The 18896-nt window shown below is 68.3% G+C and carries 16 protein-coding genes; 11 read left to right on the top strand and 5 right to left on the bottom strand.

The features are described from left to right. Positions 1-374: 374 nt before the first annotated feature. The gene (locus tag VFZ09_RS30690) at positions 375-845 is read left to right on the top strand and encodes a hypothetical protein (protein ID WP_329731259.1); all 471 of its coding nucleotides are present in this window, start codon (positions 375-377) and stop codon (positions 843-845) included. 54 nt (positions 846-899) lie between these two features. Here the strand turns inward: VFZ09_RS30690 and VFZ09_RS30685 are convergent, their stop codons facing one another. The 4 genes from VFZ09_RS30685 to VFZ09_RS30670 form a co-directional block, all read right to left on the bottom strand. Continuing rightward, complete coding sequence (locus VFZ09_RS30685; protein WP_329731258.1) at positions 900-2345, bottom strand: hypothetical protein; 1446 nt, start codon at positions 2343-2345, stop codon at positions 900-902. Positions 2346-2451: 106 nt separating this feature from the next. Beyond that, positions 2452-2754: a type II toxin-antitoxin system RelE/ParE family toxin gene (locus VFZ09_RS30680; protein ID WP_329731257.1), complete on the bottom strand. Its 303-nt coding sequence runs from the start codon at positions 2752-2754 to the stop codon at positions 2452-2454. Beyond that, positions 2742-3023, bottom strand: coding sequence for a hypothetical protein (locus VFZ09_RS30675; protein WP_329731256.1), 282 nt, complete (start codon positions 3021-3023; stop codon positions 2742-2744). Before VFZ09_RS30675 ends, VFZ09_RS30680 begins: the two co-directional genes overlap by 13 nt. A gap of 74 nt (positions 3024-3097) precedes the next feature. Continuing rightward, the gene (locus VFZ09_RS30670; RefSeq protein WP_329731255.1) at positions 3098-4309 is read right to left on the bottom strand and encodes a right-handed parallel beta-helix repeat-containing protein; all 1212 of its coding nucleotides are present in this window, start codon (positions 4307-4309) and stop codon (positions 3098-3100) included. A gap of 168 nt (positions 4310-4477) precedes the next feature. Here VFZ09_RS30670 and VFZ09_RS30665 point away from each other — a divergent pair, with 168 nt between their 5' ends. From VFZ09_RS30665 to VFZ09_RS30620, 10 genes are all read left to right on the top strand, one after another. Next, on the top strand, positions 4478-6220 hold the full coding sequence (locus tag VFZ09_RS30665; protein ID WP_329731254.1) for a SpoIID/LytB domain-containing protein: 1743 nt from the start codon (positions 4478-4480) through the stop codon (positions 6218-6220). Between the two features lie 99 nt (positions 6221-6319). Then, entirely contained in the window at positions 6320-7564 is a 1245-nt protein-coding gene (locus tag VFZ09_RS30660) for an energy transducer TonB family protein (protein ID WP_414640766.1), read from the top strand. A 48-nt stretch (positions 7565-7612) separates the two neighbouring features. After that, entirely contained in the window at positions 7613-8533 is a 921-nt protein-coding gene (locus VFZ09_RS30655; RefSeq protein WP_329731252.1) for a cation diffusion facilitator family transporter, read from the top strand. Then, on the top strand, positions 8530-8712 hold the full coding sequence (locus VFZ09_RS30650; RefSeq protein ID WP_329731251.1) for a hypothetical protein: 183 nt from the start codon (positions 8530-8532) through the stop codon (positions 8710-8712). The genes VFZ09_RS30655 and VFZ09_RS30650 overlap by 4 nt, the downstream gene beginning before the upstream one ends. Before the next feature lie 121 nt (positions 8713-8833). Then, positions 8834-10075 (top strand): cytochrome P450, encoded by a 1242-nt coding sequence (locus tag VFZ09_RS30645; RefSeq protein WP_329731250.1) that lies wholly within the window; start codon positions 8834-8836, stop codon positions 10073-10075. Between the two features lie 77 nt (positions 10076-10152). Then, positions 10153-10701 carry a response regulator gene (locus VFZ09_RS30640; RefSeq protein ID WP_329731249.1) on the top strand — a complete coding sequence of 183 codons (549 nt, stop codon included), beginning with the start codon at positions 10153-10155 and terminating at the stop codon, positions 10699-10701. 151 nt (positions 10702-10852) lie between these two features. Further along, entirely contained in the window at positions 10853-11386 is a 534-nt protein-coding gene (locus VFZ09_RS30635; protein WP_329731248.1) for a (2Fe-2S)-binding protein, read from the top strand. Continuing rightward, on the top strand, positions 11383-12378 hold the full coding sequence (locus VFZ09_RS30630) for a xanthine dehydrogenase family protein subunit M (protein WP_329731247.1): 996 nt from the start codon (positions 11383-11385) through the stop codon (positions 12376-12378). Before VFZ09_RS30635 ends, VFZ09_RS30630 begins: the two co-directional genes overlap by 4 nt. Next, on the top strand, positions 12375-14609 hold the full coding sequence (locus VFZ09_RS30625) for a xanthine dehydrogenase family protein molybdopterin-binding subunit (RefSeq protein ID WP_329731246.1): 2235 nt from the start codon (positions 12375-12377) through the stop codon (positions 14607-14609). Before VFZ09_RS30630 ends, VFZ09_RS30625 begins: the two co-directional genes overlap by 4 nt. A gap of 316 nt (positions 14610-14925) precedes the next feature. After that, on the top strand, positions 14926-16677 hold the full coding sequence (locus VFZ09_RS30620) for a DUF885 domain-containing protein (RefSeq protein WP_329731245.1): 1752 nt from the start codon (positions 14926-14928) through the stop codon (positions 16675-16677). 91 nt (positions 16678-16768) lie between these two features. Here VFZ09_RS30620 and VFZ09_RS30615 read toward each other — a convergent pair. Then, positions 16769-18896 (bottom strand): HYR domain-containing protein (locus VFZ09_RS30615; RefSeq protein ID WP_329731244.1); only part of this gene is annotated, 2128 nt, incomplete at its 5' end.

Below are 18896 nucleotides of genomic sequence, written 5' to 3'. Positions count from 1 at the left end.
GGCCCTGGATGTGTAGGCACACTGGATTGTGCATGCAAGAACGGCTCAGCGGCAGCTTGCGAGCAGTTGGGGGTGGCTCCCAAGTCTCCCAAGCCCCCCAGAGTGCCCAAACCCCAAGAGCCCAAACCCCCGGGTCCCGGGCCAGTTCCGCCGATCGATACGGGCAAAGAGACTGAGGCGAGCGAGGCGCTCACACCGGATACTGCCACGAAGGATCGCTGCACGGACTACTACGTCAGGTGCGTAGATGCAGGCGGAGAAAGCCTGCCGGGTCGCTACAAGAATGAAACTCGCTGTTCAGCTTGCATGCACTACTGCACCACCCATGGTTTCTGGCCTGAGGCTCTCTATTCCTGGAACGGAGTGCGGCTGCCATGTCCCGGTCACTGACCCGGGCAGAGGAGAGGTCTCTCCGCATCGGCCAGGCACGAGGTCGCCTCCTCCTCTCGCTCCGGAATGCCTCTGTCGCCGAGAAGCTCCAGGCGTACAAACGACTGGAGCTGCGACTCCTTAGAGATGAAGCGCTCACGGCGAGCGAGCAACTGGAGTTGCGGCGACGAATCGCCGAGGACCTGCTCACCGCGGCGAGTGAGGGTCCTTGGCGATTGTTCTCACCCTACCTGCGGCGGATGGAGCGACTCGGCTACTCCGGACTGGACCGCCGCCTTCTGGCCTGCGTCCTTGCCGCGACGGCATCGAAAGGCTCTCCCACTGGGAGGCGCAAGACGGCTGAACTCATCGCTGACATCGGGCGGCGGACGCGTGGACGGAAGTACCACCCGGCACTCCAGGAGGAGATCACCAGCGCGGTGGAACGAGCCCGCCGGCTCGCCGGGCTCACATAGCTCGGGCGAGCAGGTCTCTCCATCGAGACACACATGGCAACGAAGCAGCGCCGCTCAGTACCCCAGGTAGACGAACCGCATCGAGGACGTCTTGTCCCCGAAGCTCACGTTGTTGAGATTCACCGAGCCGCGGCCACTGAGCTCACGGTAGCTGCCTCCAAAACTGGCGTGCTCGTACAGACGCGCACGCCATCCGTAAGGCAGGCAGTAGCGCACGGCCGAGGCCTTGTCGTTGAAGCCCTCGATGTAGGAGAAGTTGGAGTAGCTCTCCTTGCCATAATCCGGGTAGTCGATCATCAGCCCGCGGTCGCTGAAGTCGGAGTCGTCATACAGCTCGACGAAGGCCCGGTTGATGTCGCTGTCGCAGCCGGGATTGGGAAAGGTCGCGCGGAACTCCATCATCTTCACCGAGCTGTTGGGACCATCGTTGTCGTGCTCGGTCCCGTAGACGATGAGTTGGCCCGACGGGTCCACGTAGATGCCGCCCGCCGCGTCCAGATTGCACTGGCGGTTGGTGCCAGTGTCGTAACCGGGCGAGGGATAGCCGCAGTACAGGTGCTTCTTCGCGACCTTGGTGATGACCGCCTGGCCGGACTCCTCCGTCAGCCGGAACAGATCGATCCAGTCCTCGCCGTTGGTGGAGTTCAGGTGCGTCCCCGCCAGGAAGAGCGTGCCGTCACACTGGGTCACCAGATCGAGGTTCTGGTAGTTGCCGAACTCCCAGTCACCGATGGTCGAGCGCAACTCGCCCTCGTTCCAGTTGTCCAGCAGAACGAAGCCCGCGGCCGCCGAGCGCAAGTCCCCACCCGTCGAGCGGTAGAACTCGAGATTGTTGGCATTGGCCCGCCCGAGGATGAGCAGGAAGCGCCCGTCCGAGAGCTTCGCCAACGAGGCCGTGCCCGCGGCCGCCGTCTGCCCCCACTGACTCACCGTCAGGCGGACGGGGCTCCAGGGAGTGGCCATGTCATAGAACACGACGCGGCCATTCTCGCCGGATGGACTCGACTCCAGCGGCACGGCGAGCAGGTTGCCCGAGGCCTGCATGCCACCCGCGTGGGTGTAGCTCATGTCCCAGAACCACGCGTCGGTGATGGCCCGGTCCGAGCTGGACGGTGGGGTGGCGGGATAGGACACGTTGGGCTCGAGGCGGTTGGAGCGGAATCGGGCGCCCTCCGTGTTCCGGGAGCCCATCTCCACCACCGTGAAGGCCTTGGTCGTCCCCGAGTGCGAGACGGCGAGGTACCTGCCTCCGGCACCGGGCAGGCGCTGAATGCCCTGCCAGTGATTGAACAGCGTGACCGGATCTCCGATGGGATGGAAGCCGAGCACGTCACCATGGTCGCGCAGTCCGTTCACGGCGGCGACCGCGTCGGGAACGCACCGGTTGCAGTCGTCCGCGCCCCATCCGCACACAGCCCCAGTCCACTGCGCGAAGGCGCTCCCTCCGATCAAACAGGTGGCCAGCAGGCCCACGGCTCCAAGGCTCCGAATCGTTTTCATGGCAAAGCTCTCCCTCGGGTTGAAGGTCCCAGCCTGCCAAAAAGGAAGGGAGAAATGGGGATTTCTCTTGTTCACCAACTCAGGGAGCCGTGGGCGGTCCGGTCCGTCACTCGTCCACATCGACGTAACCCACCTCTCGCTGATGCCGCAGCGCGAGCACCAGCACGGTGTCTTCCGCTTTCAGGAAGCGATAGAGCGCGATGTATCCCGTGCGGCCGCGGGAGATGACCAGCTCGCGCAACCCCTGCTCGGCGGGGCGGCCAATCAGCGGATGCTTTTCCAGCACGGACACGGCCTCGCTGATCCGCGCGACCGCGAGCTCCGCCAGTTCGGGCGAATGCCCGGCAACGAAGTCGACGATCCGCTCGAAGTCCGCCAACGCCCTGGCGGCATAGACTACTCGCGCCATGGCGTGGCCTTGAGGCGCCGGGTCCTGCCACCCCGGGCCCGAGCCGCCATGGCCTCATGCACCTCGTCCGCGTTGAAGCCCTCACCCGTCTCGAGCGCCTCTTTCTCCGCGGCCAGTGCCTCTTCGACGAAGCGGCGTCTGCGCTCCGCCTGGGCGACCTGCTGCTCGATGGCCTCGACCATGAAGGCGTGGGGACTCTTGCCCGCCCCTTTCGCCGCCGCCTCGACCCGGCTCTTGAGTTGCGGTGGCAGCTTGAGCGATGTCGCCATGACAAGAGTCCCCTGGAACGATGAAGGTACTACCACGTTAGTACCAGCGCATCAGGCGGGCAAGGGAGCCGTGTCTAGCAGCCGGTCTCCACCGCGCCGATGTCCGGAGCCCCGCCGCAGAAGGGCAGGCCCACGTTGGCGCCCCGGTCCACGGCCACCGAGTCCGGCCCGAAGGCCGGCGGCGCCGCGCCCGCGTTGCCCGTGGTGGACGTGCTGTCCCCCGCCGCCTGCTGGAAGCCCACCAGGTCCACCGTCTTGCCGTTGGCCGTGAACTGCGCGCCCGCCGGGAACAGGTTGTGCCTCATCTTCAGGCCCGGCCGCTGGCCGCCCAGGTTCACCGCCACCCCTGACTCCGCGATGAGGTTGTTCTCCACCTGGAGGTTGCTCGTGGCACCGCCCGTGCCGTGACCCAGGATCAGCGCCGTGTCCGCGCGCGTCACCGTGTTGTTCACCAGCACCGTGCCCTCCGAGTTCTCCAGCCGGATGGCCGTCCCCTCGCCACCGCCCTGCTTCGAGATGTCGTGGACGCGGTTGCGCCGCACCACCACGCCGCTCGGCACCGGCCCCTCGTGGTTGCCTCCCACCGAGATGCCCTTGCCCGAGTCGTAGACCTCGTTGTCCTCGATGACCACGTCCCGCGCCGAGTAGTGCACCACCACCGCGTCACCCTTCGCCGTGGAGCTCGGCTTGAAGCCGTGCATCTTGTTGTTCCGGATGGTGACGTCGTGGCACGTCTTGATGTCCACCGCGTTCTCGCGGTTGGCGTAGAAGTGGTTGTTCTCGATGAGCAGCCCCTCCGCGGGCGGCAGCGAGCTGAAGCCCTCGGGCCCCAGGCACTGCACCGAGTCACCCGAGTTGTCGTGGATGTCGTTGTTGCGCACCGTGATGTCGTGCGACGCCGGCTGCACCACCACGCCGTGCGAGTCCTGGTTGCCCGAGCTCTTCACGAAGTCGTGGATGTGGTTGTTCTCGATGACCGCGCCCGTCGCGCTGTCATACGTGGTGACCGCCGCACCATGCGTGCCGTGGTGCAGCTCCGAGTTGGCCAGCGTGGAGCCCTTCACGTTCCCCTGGAAGGTCACCGCGTAGACGGGCTGCCGCTGCACATCCAGCTCGAGGCCGTCGAGGATCCAGTACGGCCGCCGCACCTGCACGAGCGCGCCGGAGCCGGAGCCCGGGACGATGCGCGGCTTGCCCTCGCCCTGCAGGGTGATGGGCGAGCCCTCGGAGCCGGCCTTGGCGTTGTCGCCGATGACGACGCGCTCGGCGTAGGTGCCCGCGAGCAAGCGGCCAGGAGGGCCGCTGGAGTCCTGCTCTTCTTGCTTGCTTGGATTGTCATGAGCAGGGGGAACCCCCATACCGGGCCCCGGTATTCGCCCCCCCGCCTCGCTGCCCGCCTGGACTCCAACCAGGAGGTGGCGGCCCGCGCCTTCCACAGGTACCGTCGGGGGGCTTTGCTCAAAGCCGTTCTCCCACTCCTCGCGCTGCTCCTCGTCACCTGCGCCGCACCGCGCCCGCTCGCGTCCGCGCCGGCTCCGGAGGCCCTGCGCTCCGAGTCCTCGGCCCGCCCGCGCCACGCCGCGCCCGCGCCCCCGGACAAGTCCTCCCTCCCCCCCCTGGATGCGCCCCCCCCCGGCGAGCTGCCCGGCCCGGACAGCCTCAAGCGCCTGGACTTCCGGGGCGGTGAGCCGCAGGTCCCCATCGGGTTGATGCAGGGCCGCCGCGAGGTGCGCTTCTCCCCCAGGGGGCGCATGCGGCTGCGCTTCGGCGGGGAAGCGGAGCGGATGTTGGAGGCGCCCGCGGGCTCGGTGTGGACGGTGCGCGTCACCGACGGCACGCCCGCGGAGCTGTCCGTGCGCATCCAGCTCGAGGAGCTTCCCTTCGCCGACAAGGAGGGCCTCGCCGAGGTGCAGGGCCGGTGGCAGGCCCGGGGCGTGGCGGTGCGCGCGCATGTGCTCGGCGTGCTCTACGGCATCGCGGGGAAGGTCATCGACAACCGGCGCTACCTGCTGCTGCTGGACGAGCAGCTCTCCCCGAAGCAGGCCACGGAGCGCCAGGCGGAGCTGCTGCGCCAGTTCGGCGTGCGCACCACCCTCTTCGAGGAGGTCCGCGCCCCCGCGCGCGCCATCCTCGAGCTGCGCGACGAGGCGGGCAACGTGGTGGGGCTCGCGCAGGACAGCCTCTACGCGGAGACGCTGGACGACGCCGGCTTCGACGTGCGGCAGGTGGAGCACGACGTCGGCTACGACAACCACGGCTTCGAGGACCGGAGCTTCCGCGGCACGCTGCAGCTCTCCGTGGATCGCCACGGCACGCTGGCGGTGGTGAACGTGGTGAAGCTGGAGGAGCTGCTCAAGGGGCTGGTGCCCTCGGAGATCTACGCCCGCGCGCACCCGGAGTCCCTCAAGGCGCAGGCGGTGACGGCGCGCGGCGAGGTGCTGGCGAAGGTGGGCATCAAGCACCTGGCGGATCCCTACCTGCTGTGCTCCGAGCAGCACTGCGCGGTGTACCGGGGCCGCACGGGCGAGGCGGCGAGCACCAGCGCGGCGGTCGAGGCCACGCGCGGCCAGGGGCTCTTCTCCTCGGACGGCAAGCTGGTGGACTCGGTGTACAGCGCCATGTGCGGAGGCCACACGGAGGACAACGACGTCGTCTGGGGAGGCCCGCCCAACCCGAGCCTGCGCGGGAGGCCGGATCTGATCGGCCCGGCGGAGGGAGTGCCCACGCCCGCGACGCTGGCGGAGTACCTCCAGGCGGAGCTGCCCGCGGCGTGCCGCCTCTCCACCTTCGCGCGGGCGGGCAAGTACCGCTGGGAGAAGCGCTTCACCGTGGAGCAGGTGAACGCGCTCACCGCGCACCTCGAGGTGGGGCCGGTGCACGCGCTGAGCCTGGGCGAGCGGGGAGTCTCCGGCCGGGCCCGCACCCTCACCGTGGCCGGCGAGAAGGGCGTCACCCAGGTGCGGGGCGAGCTGAACATCCGCCGGCTCTTCGGGATGCTGAACAGCGCCATGGCCCTGGTGGAGGAGGAGCGGGACGGCGAGGGCCGCCTCACCGGCTGGCGCTTCCGCGGCGGCGGCTGGGGCCACGGGGTGGGCATGTGCCAGACGGGCGCCATCGGCCGGGCGGAGGCCGGACAGCGCTACCAGGACATCCTTCGTTTCTACTTCAACGGTGCCGAGGTCGCGCCCATCTACTAGAAGAGTGCGTACACTCCAGGGGGAGTGGTCCAACCCAGGTTGTCGCCCCGAAAACGTCTTGGGAGTAACGGACGGGTTCGGGGGTTATCATCAGCACGCGTGTCGACGGGTCCTTCGGTTCCAGAGCAGACGTCCAGGCGCAGGCGCAGGCGGGAACACCCCGCTCGCTACCTCATTGCCCTCGTGCTGGCCTTGCTGGCGCACGGCGCCTTCGTCGGCCTGCTGGCGCTGATGGCCCACATCCAGCTCAACCTGCCGCCCGAGCCCAAGCCCCCCAGGCCGGCGAGCGCCGTCGTCATGCGCCCCCTCAGTGCCCAGGAGTGGGCGAAGAACCGCGGCCCCCAGGCGCCCGACTCGAAGCTCCCTCCGGCCAGCCAGCAGAAGCCGCCGGAGAAGAAGAAGCCCGAGGAGATGCCCAAGGGGCAGGTGGTGGACGTGGCCCCGGGCAACCAGCAGGAAGCACCGGACGCCCAGTACCTCGCCGAGCACGACAACAAGGTGGAGAAGGAGACGCGCGCGAAGAACCAGACGCCCTTCTACCGCAACGCCATGCCCCGCACGACGGCGCGCGAGTCCCGGGAGGGCTCGGGCCCCAGTGACGAGAAGGCGCCTCAAATCGCCGGCAACAACGGCGCGGGCGCGGACGAGCGGCCCATGAAGGAGGGCGGCAAGAAGTCCGCCTTCGAGCTGCCCGACGCCAAGAAGAAGCAGGAGATCGCCCTCAAGCAGGATCCCACCTCCCCCGGCCCCGGCATGGAGGTGAACAACAGCGACGAGAGCGACGAGCTGGCCGGCAACTCCAAGCGGCTGCGCATCCAGCAGGGCTTCGAGGACGACGAGGAGGGCTCCAGTGGCCGCCTGGGCTCCCCGGGGATGGCCCGGCTGATGCCCTCGCAGGCGGTGATGGATCAGATCATCGGCGGGGCGCCCAATGACCGGCTCCAGGACGTGGACGAGGGAGAGGGCACCTACCTCAATACCCGCGAGTGGAAGTACGCCAGCTTCTTCAACCGGGTGAAGCAGAGCGTGGGCACGCAGTGGGATCCCAACTCGGTGCTGATGCGGAGGGATCCCTCGGGGCAGACCTACAGCGGCAGGGATCGCTACACCCTGGTCAACGTCACCCTGGACGAGAACGGCCGGGTGGCCAACATCACCATCGAGAAGAGCTGCGGGCTGGACTTCCTGGACCTGGCGGCCGTGGAGTCCTTCAAGAAGGCCCAGCCCTTCCCCAACCCGCCGCCGGGCCTGCTGGAGGACGACTCCAAGGTGCGCTTCAAGTTCGGCTTCTTCATGGAGATGGGTGGCGGCCCCCGGATGCGGCTCTTCCGCCAGCCCAACTGAGGACCCGGGCACCCGGGAGGCTCGCGCGCGGGCCTCGTTGGAATTAGGGTGCGCCGCGTGGATGCCTCCTCGCAGATCCAGCGCAACCGGAAGGTGCGCACCGTGCTCGCCACCATCCTCGTGGCCAACTGGGCCGTGGCGGTGGCCAAGATCGTCTTCGGGTGGATGAACGACTCGGCCGCGGTGACCGCGGACGGCGTGCACTCCTTCATCGACGGCGGCTCCAACGTGCTCGGCCTGGTGGCCATGTCCGTGGCCTCCCGTCCCGCGGACGATGATCACCCCTACGGCCACGGCAAGTTCGAGGCGCTGGCCTCGCTGGGCATCGGGATGATGATCGGCATCGCCATGCTGGAGCTGGGCCGCATGGCGTTCGACTCGCTGCTGCACGACCGGCACCCCACGGTGACGCCGCTCATGGCGGCGGTGATGGTGGGCACCCTGCTGGTCAACCTGGCCGTCACCACCATCGAGCGCCGGCAGGGCGAGAAGCTGCAGAGCCCGCTGCTGCTGGCGGACGCGCGGCACACGCTCTCGGACGTGGGCGTGACGCTGGCGGTGCTGGGCTCCATGGGGCTGGTGTGGCTGGGCTTCCCCAAGGCGGACGGCATCGTCACGTTGGGCGTGCTGGTGGTGGTCGCCCGGGTGGCGTGGGGCATCGTCAAGCAGGCGGTGGGTATCCTCTCGGACACGGCGCGGTTGGATCCGCAGAAGGTGATGAACCTCACCCTCCAGGTGCCGGGCGTGCGCTCGTGCCGCGACGTGCGCAGCCGGGGAATGGAGGGGACGGTGTACGTGGATCTGAAGATCGAGGTGGATCCCCAGCTGACGACCGCCAAGGCCCACGTGCTGGCGGACGCCGTGGAGGCCCGGCTTCAGGCGGAATTCCCCGAGGTGGTGGACGTGGTGGTGCACGTGGAGCCGGGGAGCCCGTCACAAAGCGCCCTTCCGGACCCTACCCGGGCATGAACCTGGAACTCGCCATCTACGTCACGACCCTGGCCCTCATCGGCGCCAGCTACCTGCTCTCCGGCAAGCGCGAGCTGCGCGGCGCCGCGGCCCAGCAGCGCCAGCACGACGCCGAGCTCGACGCGCTCGTGCGCCCCATGCTCCTCTTCTCCATGAAGGCGCCCGTGGCGCACTGCTGAGCCCTCGCGGCTCGAGGGGCCAGGCTTTCCCACGCGTTGGGAATCCTGGAAACGGGTGCGGGCGGTGCCATGGTGCGCTCCGCGCGATACGCTCATGGCCGCTCCCCCCACCCCGAGAGCCATGATGCAGACCTCCTCGACGCCAGCGTTCGGCCCCGACTTCGTCCTCGACCTGGACGATCCCTCCTTCGTCACCAATCCCTACCCCACCTACAAGTGGCTGCGTGAGCAGGCGCCCGTCTACCACTGGCGGCCGCGTGGGGACGCCATCGTCTTCTCCCGTCACAAGGACGTCCGGGCGCTGCTGCTGGATCGCCGCTTCAGCAATGACTACCGCGTCTGGGAGTTCGCCCAGAACGCCTCGGCCTGGCCGCCCGAGCACGCCGAGTACAAGAAGATGATGGACAACGGGCTCTTCGGCCTGGCCGACGCCGATCACACCCGCGTGCGCCGGCTCGTCAGTGGCGCCTTCACCCCCCGGGCCGCCGAGCGCATGCGCGGGGAGATCCAGAAGGCCGTGGATGACATCATCGCCGAGAACGTGAAGGGCGAGCGGGTCAACCTCACGTCCGTCACCGAGCCGCTTCCCATGCGCGTCATCAGCGACATGCTGAAGATTCCGGACGACAAGCGCGCCGAGTTCCGCGCCTTCGGACTGGCGGTGATCCGCGCCTCCATCACCTTCAACAAGCCCGAGGAGCTCTTCGCGCTCATCGCCCCGATGCCGCGGTGGATGCGGATGCTCCGCGAGCTCATCGCCGGCCGCCGCGAGCACCTGCTCGAGGACGATCTGCTCAGCACCCTCATCACCGCCCGGGACAGCGAGAGCAAGCTCAGCGAGGACGAGATGCTCTCCCTCATCCAGGCGCTCATCACCGCCGGCTCCGACACCACGGTGCACGCGGCCAACTGGGCGCTCTACAGCCTGCTGCGGCACCCGGATCAGCTCGCCCAGCTGCGCGCGGATCCCTCGCTGATCCGCAACACCATCGAGGAGTCGCTGCGCTACGATCTCTTCGGCAAGGGAGGGATCCCCAAGTTCGCCAAGGAGGAGCTGGAGTTCGCCGGCCAGAAGATCCGCAAGGGCCAGATGGTCATCCCCTTCGTCACCGCCGCGCTCCACGATCCCGAGGTCTTCCCGGAGCCGGAGCGCTTCGACATCCGCCGCGACGTGAGCCAGACCATCGCCTTCGGCGCGGGCCAGCACTTCTGCCTCGGCGCGGCGCTGGCCCGGCAGGAGCTGGACATCGTCGTGGGCACGCTGGTGCAGCGCTTCCCGAAGATGCAGCTGCTGGGCGAGCCGGAGTTCACGCCGCACCCCATCATGCGCGCCATGTCCAGGCTCGAGGTGTCACTGGGCTGATGCGGTGGTAGACACCAGGGCACGGCTTCGTTTGCACGGCCCACGGTGCTCCAGCTACCGTGCCGGGGAGCCCCGCCTTGTCCTCCCCGGCCCCCTCCCTCCCACTCCGCTGGCATCTCGTCCGGCTCGCGGCCGGTACGCTCCTGCCCGCCGTCGTCTTCGCCGCGGTCGTGGTCTTCCAGCTGGCCCGCATGGAGCGCCAGGACGCCGAGCGGCGGGTGATCCGTTCGGCGCGCGTGCTCGCCACGGCCTTCGAGCGGGAGATGTCCGGCTCCATCCGGACCCTCCAGGCCCTGGCCGAGCTGCTGGACATGAGCGGGTACGAGGTGGCCGTGGCACACGACTGCCCGCAGGCGCTCCAGCAGGCCGACACGTTCCGTCCGGACGTGGCGCTCCTCGACATCGGCCTGCCCGAGGTGGATGGCTATGGGGTCGCCGAGCGCATTCGCGAGCGGCTGGGAGAATCGAGCCCCGTCTTCGCCGCGCTCACGGGCTTCAGCCAGGATGGGGACCGCACGCGCAGCCAGTCAGCGGGCTTCCGTCAACACTTCGTGAAGCCCATCGACATCGACGAGCTGATCGCCTTCATCGAGTCGCCGCGGCCGGCGCGAAGTGGAGCCGCGTAGAACGGCACGGTCCGTCACGTTCAGTACAGGAGCGGGCCCGCCTGACGGGCCTGTTATTGACTACTCGATAGCAAGAACACCTTCGAGCGGCTACCGCATGCGCGCCGACGAAGATTGGCGCCCCGGTGCGTCTCTCCACGAAGGTGTTCACATGAGTCATTCCAGGAACCAGGCCCACGAAGCCCCACCCGCGGGTCCACCCTCCACACAACGGATCACCCTCCAGGTCAATGGCACGGAGAAACAGCTGGAGGTCGCGCCCTGGACGACCTTGCTCGACCTGCTGCGTGAGACCCTCGGCCTCACCGGCACGAAGAAGGGCTGCGACCACGGCCAGTGCGGGGCGTGTACCGTTCTCGTCAATGGCAAGCGTATCAATTCCTGCCTGACCCTGGCGGTCATGAAGGACGGAGCGGAGGTGACGACCGTCGAGGGGCTCGCCACGGGCCAGACGCTCCACCCGCTCCAGGAGGCCTTCATCGAGCACGACGCCTTCCAGTGCGGCTACTGCACTCCCGGACAGATCTGCTCCGCCGTGGGGCTGCTCAACGAGGGCAAGGCGAAGACGGTGGAGGACATCCGCGAGCTGATGAGTGGCAACCTCTGCCGGTGTGGCGCCTACCCCAACATCCTCGCGGCCATCGACCAGGTGCGGCGAGCGCGGGAAGGGAGTGGTGGCCCATGAATCCGTTTTCCTTCGAGCGGGCCGAGACCATCGCGGGCGCGGTCAGCGCCATCGCGAAGAACGACAGGGCGCGGTTCATCGCGGGCGGCACCAACCTTCTCGATTTGATGAAGGAGAATGTCTCGCGGCCCGCCCGGCTGATCGACATCACGCGGCTGCCCTTGGCGAGGATCGAGGAGACCGGGGACGGTGGCTTGCGGATCGGCGCGCTCGTCACGAATGCGGACACCGCCTACGACGAGCGGATCCTGCAGCGCTATCCCTTGCTGTCCAAGGCCATCCTCGCGGGCGCATCGGCACAGCTGCGCAACATGGCGACGACGGGCGGCAACCTGCTCCAGCGCACGCGGTGTTATTACTTCTACGACACGGCCACGCCCTGCAACAAACGAGCGCCCGGCTCGGGTTGCGGTGCGATTGGCGGCTTCAATCGCATCCATGCCATCCTGGGCACCAGTGACAAGTGCATCGCCACCCATCCGTCGGACATGTGCGTGGCGCTCGCGGCGCTCGGCGCGACCGTCCGCGTGACCGGGCCGGATGGCGAGCACACCCTTCCCTTCTCTGGCTTCCACCGCCTGCCCGGAGACACGCCAGAGTTGGATACGAACCTGCGGCCCGATGAGCTCATCACCGCCGTGGACCTGCCCGCGAAGGGCTTCGCCACGCATCACGCCTACCTGAAGATCCGGGACCGTCAGTCGTACGCGTTCGCGCTCGTATCGGTGGCCGCCGCGTTGGAGCTGGACGGTGGCCACATCCGGGAGGCCCGGCTCGCGCTCGGCGGCGTGGCCCACATGCCGTGGCGCGACACGGCAGCCGAGGCGATGTTGAGCGGCAAGCCCGCCACCGTGGAGAACTTCCGCGCCGTCGCGGAGGCGATCGTCCGGGAGGCGAAGGGCTTCGGACACAACACCTTCAAGATCGAGCTGGCGAAGCGGGCCGTGGTGCGGGCCCTGGAGCAAGCCACCGGGATGGAGCAGCCGTCATGACGAAGACCTCGACCCTGCTTGGAAGACCCATCAGCCGCGTCGATGGCCGCCTCAAGGTGACGGGCGAGGCGAAATACGCCGCGGAGTTCAACGTCCCCGGTCTCACCCATGGCTGCGTCGTGTCGGGTGCGATCGCCAGGGGGAAGATCAAGAAGATCGACACGAGTGCCGCCCTCGCGGTCCCGGGCGTGCTGCACGTCTTCACGCACGAGAACCGGCCGCGAGCCGCCTGGTTCGACCGCAACTACCAGGACGAGGACGCTCCCTCGGGCTCGCCGTTCCGGCCGCTCCATGACGACGAGATCGTCTACAGCGGACAGCCCATCGCGCTGGTCGTCGCGGAAACGCTCGAGGTGGCGCGCTACGCCGCGTCGCTCGTCCAGGTGGAGTACAAATCCCATTCACACGAAACGGATCTGCGGGCCCGGCGTGACAAGGCCTATGCGCCCAAGGAGGGAAAAGGAGGCTTCGAACCGCCTCCGAAGCCCAGGGGCCATGCCGACAAGGCGCTCGCCAACGCCGCGGCGCGGATCGACGCGGAGTATTCCTCGCCCGTCGAGCACCACAACCCGATGGAGATGCACGCGACGACGGTCGTCTACGACGACGACGGCACGCTCACCGTCTACGACAAGACCCAGGGCGTGATGAACACCCAGAAGTATGTCTCGAAGGTGTTCCACCTGTCCCCGGAAGAGGTGCGCGTGCGCTCGCCCTTCGTGGGAGGAGCCTTCGGCTCGGGCTTGCGGCCACAGTATCAACTCTTCCTGGCGGTGATGGCGGCGCGCGAGCTGAAACGCTCGGTGCGAGTGGCGCTGACCCGCCAGCAGATGTTCACGTTCGGCCACCGCCCCACGACGTTGCAGCGGGTGGCGCTCGGCGCCTCGGCGGAGGGCAAGCTCGAGGCCGTCATCCACGAGACCGTCTCGGAGACCTCGCGCTTCGAGGACTACATCGAGGTCATCGTCAACTGGTCCGGCCTGCTCTACCGGTGCGACAACGTCCGGCTCGACTACAAGGTGGCGCAGCTCGACACGTACACGCCCATCGACATGCGCGCGCCCGGTGCGGCCGTGGGCGTGTACGCGCTGGAGTGCGCCATGGACGAGCTGGCCTCCGCCGTAGGCATGGATCCGCTCGAGCTGCGGCTGAAGAACTACGCCGAGCGGGATCAGAACGAGGACAAGCCGTTCTCGAGCAAGGAGCTCCGGGCCTGCTACCAGCAGGGTGCCGAGCGCTTCGGATGGGCCAGGCGCACGCCCGCCCCGCGCTCGATGCGCGAGGGCAGGCAGCTCATCGGTTGGGGGATGGCCACCGGCATCTGGGAAGCCATGCAGCAGGAGGCCAGCGCGAAGGCCGTCCTGGGCATCGACGGCAAGCTCACCGTCAGCAGCGCCACCGCCGACATCGGAACCGGGACCTATACGGTCATGACCCAGATCGCCGCGGAGACGCTCGGCCTGCCGGTGGAGGATGTGACCTTCAAGCTGGGGGATTCCTCGCTGCCCATGTCACCTCTCGAGGACGGCTCGTGGACCGTGTCCTCGGTGGGCTCGGCGGTGAAGGCGGCCTGCGAGAAGGTGCGCGAGCGGGTGTTCGAGCTCGCACGGAAGGTGAAGGGCTCGCCCCTCGCGAAGGCCCGCCTGGATGAAGTGTCGTTCGAGGGAGGGCACATCCGCTCCAAGGAGGACCCTTCCCGGGCGGTGTCCATCACCGAGGCCATGCGGCACGGAGAGGTCCTCCACATCGAGGAGCAGACGGTGTCCCTGCCCGACAAACACAAACAGTCGGCCTACACGCTGTGCACGCACTCGGCGGTGTTCGCGGAGGTCAGGGTCGACGAGGACTTCGGCACCGTGAAGGTCACCCGCGTGGTCAGCGCCATCGCGGGCGGCCGCGTCTTGAACCCGAAGACGGCGCGAAGCCAGATCCTCGGTGGGGTCGTCTGGGGAATCGGCATGGCGCTGGAAGAGGAGTCGGTCCCGGATCAGAAGCTCGGCCGGTTCATGAACCACAACCTCGCCGAGTACCACGTGCCCGTGAACGCCGACGTGCGGGACATCGACGTGATCTTCGTCGACGAGGAGGACACCATCGTCAATCCGCTCGGTGCCAAGGGGCTGGGAGAGATTGGCATCGTGGGCGTGGCGGCCGCGATCGCCAACGCCATCTTCCACGCGACGGGAAAACGCGTCCGGGACCTGCCAATCACTCCAGACAAGCTGCTCTAAATCGCCTCAGGGATGTCCTGAGACAAAGCGCTGATACCGCGTCCATTTCCCCTCGCCCTCCGGGAGAGGGAATATTCGGTCACAGTCCTGAAAGGGATCAAGGGGCGGACACGAACCACTCCCAGTCCTCGGCATCCGCCGGGAAGGGATTCCTCTGGCGGGAGGCGAGCACCTCGGCCCGCCAGGCCTGGAGTCCCCCCTTCAGCGGCCAGCCCCGCGTCCACACTCGGGTGCATCCGCTGCTCCTCGACTCCCGGGTTGTCGCGGGGGCGTGGGTGGGCGAGGCTCCCCACCCTACCGGAGGTGTTGATTGTACATGCCGTCCACCCGCGTGCTCGCCGCCGCGCTGCTCGTCCTGCTGTCCGCTTGTGCCACCTCGCGCCCCGCCCCCCAGGCGGAGGCCCCCACGCTCTCTCCCGACCGGAAGGCCCTGCGCCGCATCGTCGATGCGCACCTCGAGGAGCAGTTCCGCCGCTTCCCCCAGTTCGCCACCAGCAAGGGCCTGCACACCTACGATGACCAGCTGGCCGGCTTCACCGCCGAGGAGCAGCTGTCCTGGGCCGCCTTCCTGAAACAGGAGCTCGTCACCCTGCCCCAGCAGGTGGATCGCTCCCGGCTGTCCCCGCTCGACCAGGCCGACTACGACATCTTCGAGTCCAACCTGAAGGCCCGCATCCTGGACATCGAGGAGGTGCGCGGCTGGGAGCGCAACCCCAACACCTATCTGAGCACCGCCTCCAGCTCCGTCTATGGGCTCATCAACCGGGACTTCGCGCCGCTCGAGCAGCGGATGCGCTCGGCGGTGGCCCGCATGGCGCGGCTGCCCGAGGTGTTCGCCGCGGGCAAGGCGGCGCTGAAGAACCCGCCCCGGCTGTGGACGGAGATCGCCCTGCAACAGGCGGCGGGCACGCGCTCGCTGCTCGCCAGCACCCTGCCCCAGGCCTTCGCACCGGTGAAGGACGCGGCCCTCCAGGAGTCCTTCACGCGCGAGCAGGCGAAGGCGCTCGCGGCCCTGGAGGACTACGTACGCTTCCTACGCGAGGACCTGCTGCCGCGCTCCAACGGGGACTTCGCCATCGGCGAGTCCATCTACCGCCGGAAGCTCTCCTACGAGGAGGGCGTCACCGAGGACATCGACAGCCTGCTGGCCTGGGGCCGCGCGGAGCTGAAGCGCACTCAGGACGAGTTCCGTGAGGTGGCGCGCCGGCTGGATGCGAAGAGGGCGCCCATGGACGTGTACCGGGAGCTGGGCAAGGAGCACCCCACTCCGGCGGAACTGGTGCCCACCACGCGGGCGACGCTGGAGACGATCCGCCAGTTCCTGGTGGACCAGCACATCATCACCATCCCGAGCGAGGTACGGGCGCAGGTGGCGGAGACGCCGAGCTTCAACCGGGCGCTCTCCTTCGCGAGCATGAACACGCCGGGCCCCTTCGAGACAGTGGCCACCGAGGCCTACTACTACGTCACGCCGCCGGACCCGTCCTGGAGCGCCGAGCAGACGGAGCAGCACATGAGCTTCTACAACCGCCATGCGCTGGAGCTCGTCTCCATCCACGAGGCCTACCCGGGCCACTACGTGCAGTACCTGTGGACCAACAAGAAGGTGGACTCGCGGGTGCGGCAGTTGATGGGCAGCGGCTCCTTCAGCGAGGGCTGGGGCCTGTACACCGAGCAGATGATGTTGGAGGCGGGCTACGGCGGCAGGGGCGTGGCGGCGGACAAGCTGAAGCTGAACCAGCTGGCGCTCTACCTGCAGCGGCTGGCGCGCTACATGGTGGGCCTGTCGCTGCACACGCGCGGCATGACGTACGAGCAGGCGGTGCGCTTCTTCGAGGAGGAGGCGTACATGCCGCGCATCAACGCCGAGCGCGAGGCTCGCCGGGGCACGAGCGATCCCACCTACCTGGTGTACGCGCTGGGCAAGAAGATGCTCCTGGAGCTGCGCGAGGAGGCGAAGGCGCGCTGGGGCAAGGACTTCACCCTGCAGCGCTTCCATGACGCCGTGGTCTCCTACGGCTACCCGCCCGTGCCCGTGGTGCGCCGGCTGATGTTCGGCGAGAACTGAGCGCCGGACGGCTCAGCGCCCACTCTCCCATCGAAGGGCCCGGAACCAACCGCTGGTCCCGGGCCCCGCGCTACTTCACCCGATCATCGACTCACTTGCAGAGCGGACTGCCCTCGGTGGTGCCCTCGGGGCATCCCTGGCCGACGCAGTACTTCACGCCGCTGTCCACCACCGTGCGGCCGGACTGATCATGCGGCACGACCACACGGCAGGAGGCCTCGGTGGAGAGGCCCGCGTCGTTGGTGATGGCGTAGTGGATGGTGTAGACGCGGCCATCCCCCGTGCCCTCGCGCTCCGAGCGGATCTGCACGAACGACTTGCCCACGATGATGGACATGTCCTCGCAGGTGCGGCCGTCACCGTTGCCATTGGCATCCTCCACCTCGTCCGAGGTGACGCGGAGCACATGGCCGTACGTGTCCAGCGGCAGCGTGTTGCCGCACGAGTCCGTCGCGGGCTGGGCGCAGTCGGACAGCGACAGGGTCACGTACTTGTGGTTGGGCGGCCACATCTGCACGCCCTTGTCCGCACCGGCCACGGGCGCGCCGTCATTGCAGTAGCCGCAGACGTCGTCGCCACCACCACCACCACCGTTGCCGTCGTCATCGTCGTCGTGACCGCCACCACCGTTGCCGTGGCCATCGCCGTCGTCATCGCCGTCGTCGCCCTCGTCATCATCGCCGCCGCCCGTGCTGCCGACGATCACCGAGAAGCCGCACGTGGACACGTTTCCGAAGGCGTCCTGGGTCGAGCAGGTGACGGGCGTCTCGCCCACAGGGAAGGTGGAGCCCGAGGGATGCGAGCAGTTGACGGCCACCTCGCCGCAGTTGTCCGTGGCCGAGGTCGTGTAGTTGACCCGGGTGCCACTCGGGGCGCAGGCGCGGATGACGATCGGAGAGGTCGGGCAGCTGAGCACCGGCGGCGTGGTGTCGCCGGTCACGGTCACGTTGAAGCGGCAGGAGGCCGTGTTGCCCGCATCATCCCTGGCGGAGCAGGAGACGGACGTCTCGCCCACCGGGAAGGTGGAGCCCGAGGCGTACGAGCACGACAGGGTGGCCGGGCCACAGGTATCCGTGGCCGAGGCCGCGAAGGTGGCCGGGGCTCCGGCGGGCGAGCACGTCTCGAGCACCTGCGAGGCCGGGCAGCTGACGGTCGGCTTCGTGGTGTCCACCACGGTGACGTTGCCCACGCACTGGTCGGTCGCCGCGCCATCCGAGGCCGTCAGGGTGACGGGATGCGTACCCAGGGGCAGCGAGGTGGTGGGCACCTCGGTGATGGACAACGGCGACGGCCCGTTGTCCGGGTCGTAGCTGCCATTGTTCACGCTCGCGCTGCCCAGGCAGTACACGTCCGCGTTCACCGTCACGTCCCGGCACAGCGCCACCGGCGGCTTGTTCGTCGGCGTGGTCACCGTGCACGTCAGGTTGCCCGTGGCCGAGGAGCCGTTGTTGTCCTCGCGGCACTCGGAAATGGTGCCCTTGCCCGTGCCGTCATCGTCCACCACGGCCCACACCTCGGTGGTGCCGAAGCTGGTGGAGGACACCACCACCGTCGCGATGGCCGAGCCGCCCACCGGCAGCGCATCCGTCACCGTGGCCACGCCCAGCAGCGTGCCACCCGTGGCCGGATTGCCCTTGTAGAAGGCCACCTTCACACCCGCCGCCACGGCCACCTCGCCCTGGTTGCGCACGCGCGCGCCCAGCACCAGCGAGCCGTAGCCATCGCACGACGTCGTCACATCCGACGCCAGCAGGTCCGCGGCCGCGAAGGGACTCGGCCCGTCACCGAAGTAGTTGGCCACGTTGGAGCGGAAGTTGTTGAGCTTCGGGTTGAGCCAGTTGGCCGCGGGCAGCGTCGGAATCGTTCCGTCGTTGTTCACGTTCGTGATGCTGTACGCGTGCTGGTTCCAGATCTTGCGCGTCCCGGCCCACCCTTCCTTCTTGTCGTGCCACACGCGCACCCCGTTGAAGCCCGGGGCGCCGTGGTTGTTCTCCACCGTGACAATCTCCGCCGCGCCGTCCCCGTCCACGTCCGCCACGATGGGGAACTCGTGCGTCGTGCCCGAGCTGTGCGCCGTCTCCCAGCGCAGCGCTCCCGTCACTCCGTCGAAAATCCGCAGCTTCAGCTCGTCCGCGTAGATGACCTCCAGCCGCCCGTCATCCTCGAAGTCGAACGTCGTCGACGTCGTCTTTCCCGAGCTGTACTCCTGGATGGGGAAC

The organism is Archangium sp., assembly GCF_036277355.1.
Taxonomy (GTDB): domain Bacteria; phylum Myxococcota; class Myxococcia; order Myxococcales; family Myxococcaceae; genus Archangium.
Note: the sequence above shows the minus strand (reverse complement) of the source record. Positions and strands in the feature narration are given on the sequence as shown.